Annotated in this window: 5 protein-coding genes; 3 read left to right on the top strand and 2 right to left on the bottom strand. The window is 68.0% G+C overall.

From position 1 onward, the window contains the following. Both QZ753_RS10770 and QZ753_RS10765 read left to right on the top strand, forming a co-directional pair. Nucleotides 1-360 (top strand): molybdopterin cofactor-binding domain-containing protein (locus QZ753_RS10770; RefSeq protein WP_294643596.1); only part of this gene is annotated, 360 nt, incomplete at its 5' end. Nucleotides 361-370: 10 nt separating this feature from the next. Then, nucleotides 371-1,174 (top strand): xanthine dehydrogenase family protein subunit M, encoded by an 804-nt coding sequence (locus QZ753_RS10765; protein ID WP_294643591.1) that lies wholly within the window; start codon nt 371-373, stop codon nt 1,172-1,174. Between the two features lie 78 nt (nt 1,175-1,252). Here QZ753_RS10765 and QZ753_RS10760 read toward each other — a convergent pair whose 3' ends face one another. Both QZ753_RS10760 and QZ753_RS10755 read right to left on the bottom strand, forming a co-directional pair. Continuing rightward, nucleotides 1,253-1,705, bottom strand: coding sequence for a BA14K family protein (locus QZ753_RS10760; protein ID WP_294643590.1), 453 nt, complete (start codon nt 1,703-1,705; stop codon nt 1,253-1,255). Between the two features lie 203 nt (nt 1,706-1,908). After that, complete coding sequence (locus QZ753_RS10755) at nt 1,909-2,358, bottom strand: BA14K family protein (protein WP_294643589.1); 450 nt, start codon at nt 2,356-2,358, stop codon at nt 1,909-1,911. A gap of 224 nt (nt 2,359-2,582) precedes the next feature. On the opposite strand from QZ753_RS10755, the gene QZ753_RS10750 reads away from it, so the two are divergent. Next, the coding region (locus tag QZ753_RS10750; protein WP_294643588.1) for a putative DNA modification/repair radical SAM protein at nt 2,583-3,814 on the top strand (1,232 nt) is incomplete at its 3' end.

Raw genomic sequence — 3,814 nt, 5'->3', positions numbered from 1 at the left:
CGCATCGTCAACCCAATGATCGTCGAGGGGCAGGTGCATGGCGGCTTGGCGCAGGGCATCGGGCAGGCGTTACTGGAGGGCGTTCACTATGACGAATCCGGCCAGCTCGTGACCGCCAGCTACAATGATTACGCGATGCCCCGCGCCTGGGATCTGCCCTTGTTCGAGGTGCTGACCAACGAAACGCCCTGCACCACCAATCCGCTGGGGATCAAGGGGTGCGGCGTGGCGGGGGCGATCGGCTCGCCGCCGGCCGTCATCAACGCGATCACCGACGCCATCGGCAACAATGCGCTGTCGATGCCCGCGACGCCGGAAAAGGTCTGGCGCGCCCTGAACGCCGTCGCGGCCAAGGCCTGAGGAGGGACGCATGTACCAGACGCAATACAAGCGTGCCGGATCGCTCGACGAGGCCAAGGCGATGGTCGGCGCCTCGGGTGGCGAGGGCAAGTACCTGTCGGGCGGCATGACGCTGATCCCGACGATGAAGGCGCGGCTCGCCAGCCCCTCGGCGCTGATCGACCTGCGTCACATCGCCGATCTCAAGGGCATCTCCGTCGAGGGACGGCGCGTGCGCATCGGCGGCGGTGTCACCCATGCCGAGGTCGCAGCGTCCAAGGAGATCGAGGCGGTCTGCCCGACCTTCTGCGAGCTTGCCAACCTGATCGGCGATCCCGCCGTGCGCCACATGGGCACGATCGGCGGCGTCGTCGCCAACTTTGACCCGGCGGCCGACTACCCGGCGGCGCTCCTCGCGCTCGGCGGCACGATCCACACCGACCGGCGCGAGATCGGGGCGGACGACTTCTTTCTCGGCCTGTTCGAGACGGCGCTGGAGGAGGACGAGATCGTGACGGGCGTCTCGTTCGAGGCACCGGACGCGGCGGGCTGGGAGAAGTTCCGCAACCCTGCGTCTCGCTACGCCATGTGCGGCGTCTTCGTCGCCCGGCGCGGCGACGAGACCCGCGTGGCCGTGACGGGCGCCGGCTCGAACGGCGCCTTCCGCTGGCACGAGGGCGAGGCGGCCCTCTCCGCCCGCTTCGAGCCGGAGGCGCTCGACGGCGTCTCCGTCGACGAGGGTGAGATGATCGGCGACCTGCACGGCTCGTCAGCCTATCGCGCCAATCTCGTGCCGGTCGTCACCAAGCGGGCGGTGCGCTCGGCGCGCGGCTGACGCTTCCCGACCCTCGCGAACGCAAGAAGGGGCGGCCCGGCGGGACCGCCCCTTTTTCCTATCCGACGGCGCGAACCTTCAAAGATCGCAGCGACGCTCGTAGCCGTCGTAGCCGACGAAGGTGTCGGTGCGCGGGTCATAGGACCGGTAGCGCGCGAGGCAGCGCTCGACATGGCTCGGCGGAGCGCGGCGCGTGTAGGTGCCGTAGTCGTCGTAGTAGCGGGCCTGACGCGGCGCCTGATAGTAGCGCGGCGGCGCGGGGATCGTATCCTCGTAAGACGGCGGCGCGACATAGACCGGGCGCGGCGGCGGCTCGTAGTAGCGCGGCGCGGGCTCGTAGTAGCGGGGCTGCTGCGGCTGCGACAGGGCCGAGCCGAGCAGCGCACCGGCGGCCAGGCCCACCGCGCCGCCGAGCAGCACGTCGCCCGCATTGCCCCGGTCGCGATGGCGCCAGGGGTCGGCCTGCGCCGCCGGCACGGCGGCGGTCAGGGCCAGGGCAGAGGTTACGAGAGCAAGAAACGTCTTGCGCATGGAAAGCTCCCATCCGGCACCGCCGGTTCGCTCAATGCCGGGCGCTCGCCCGGCTGTCGACGGCGATGAAGCACGATCGCACATGAACGTTAGCTGAACGCGGAAGTTTCCGCCGCAAACCCTTAAATGACGGAAAGGTGCCGCCACGAGAAAAGGCGCCGGGCGGGTGCCCGACGCCTTCCCATGAAGCATATCGCTGCGACTTAGAGGTTGCAGTAGCGACGCTCGCCCGCGCTGTTGGCGACATAGGTGTTGGTGCGCGGATCATAGGTGCGGTAGCGCGCGGCGCAACGCTCGACCTGCGAGCGGCTCACCACGACGCCCTCGCGATAGGCGGGCCCGCGGTTGGCGTTGGCGGCGGCACCCACGGCAGCGCCGGCAGCGAAGCCGAAGATCGCGGCGGCGGCGGCATCGCCGCGGTTCCGGTCACGATAGCTCTCGCGGTACCAGCGATTGTAGCGACGCTCATCCCAGCGACGGCCGTCGCGGCGGAAGTCGCGGCAGTCGCGCGCACCGGGGTTGCGGGCGCAGAAGCGCTCGACGAAGCGCTGACGCTCGCGGAAGCTCTGGGCCTCGGCCTGCGGGGCCGAGAAGGTGACGACGCCGGTGGCCAGCACCGCGGCGGCCATGAAGGATTGGAACAGCTTACGCATGAAGGGCTTTCTCCCAAAGGTTGGCGGTAGCGTCGCGGCTACAGACCGGAGTGACGGACCGCAGGAACCGGGGATCACTCATCCGGTTCCATCCATGGTCAGAAAATGAGCGTCGCAACCTGAACGCGACCTGAACGCGTCGCGTTCGAGCGTCCTGGTCGCAGGCGGTGGAAAAGCCGTTGCCGCGCATGGCCCGAACGAAGCGGGAACACTATATAAAGAGCATGAGCAAGCCGACCCTGATGCAGAAGCTGGCGATCCTGTCGGACGCCGCCAAGTACGACGCGTCCTGCGCTTCCAGCGGGACGTCGAAACGGGATTCGACGAAGTCGAAGGGCATCGGCTCAACCGAAGGATCGGGGATCTGCCACGCCTATGCGCCGGACGGGCGGTGCATCTCGCTGCTCAAGATCCTGATGACCAATTTCTGCATCTACGACTGCGTCTACTGCGTGAACCGCTCGTCCTCCAACGTCGCGCGCGCGCGCTTCTCGGTGGAGGAGGTCGTGAAGCTGACGATGGAGTTCTACAAGCGGAACTACATCGAGGGCCTGTTCCTCTCGTCCGGCATCATCCGCAACTCCGACTACACGATGGAGGAGATGGTCCGCATCGCGCGAAAGCTGCGGATGGAGGAGAACTTCGCAGGCTACATCCACCTCAAGACGATCCCCGACGCGTCGCCGAAGCTGATCGAGGAGGCCGGGCTCTTCGCCGATCGCCTGTCGATCAACATCGAACTGCCGACCGACATCGCGCTGGAGGCGCTGGCGCCCGAGAAGAAGCCGCGCGACATCAAGCGCTCGATGGGGCACCTTCGCATCAAGATCGACGAGCACAAGGGAGAGGCAAAGGACCGCGCCAAGCCGGCCAAGTTCGCACCGGGCGGCCAGTCGACGCAGATGATCATCGGCGCCGACGGGGCGAACGACGACCTGATCCTCGGCCGCTCCGAGAATCTCTACGGCAATTACCGCCTGCGGCGCGTCTATTACTCTGCCTTCTCGCCGATCCCGGATGCGTCCTCGCGCCTGCCGCTCGCCAAGCCGCCCCTGATGCGCGAGCACCGGCTCTATCAGGCCGACTGGCTGATGCGCTTCTACGGGTTCGGGCGCGACGAGATCGTATCGGGCGGCTCGGCCGACGGGATGCTGGATCTTGCCATCGACCCGAAGCTCGCCTGGGCGCTGAAGAACCGCGGCCGCTTCCCGGTCGACGTCAACAAGGCGGACCGCGAGATGCTCCTGCGCGTGCCGGGCTTCGGCACCAAGGCGGTCGATCGCATCCTCTCCACCCGCCGCCACCGGACGCTGCGGCTCGACGACGTCGCCCGCCTCTGCCACTCCGTCGAGAAGGTGCGCCCCTTCGTGCAGGCGCTGGACTGGACGCCGGGGGGCCTCACCGACCGGGAGAACCTGCGCGGGCTGGTGGCACCGAAGGCCCAGCAGCTGAGCCT

It is taken from the genome of uncultured Aureimonas sp. (assembly GCF_913775355.1).
Lineage (GTDB): Bacteria > Pseudomonadota > Alphaproteobacteria > Rhizobiales > Rhizobiaceae > Aureimonas.
The sequence above is the reverse complement of the archived record's forward strand: the minus strand, read 5'-3'. Positions and strand labels throughout refer to the sequence as shown.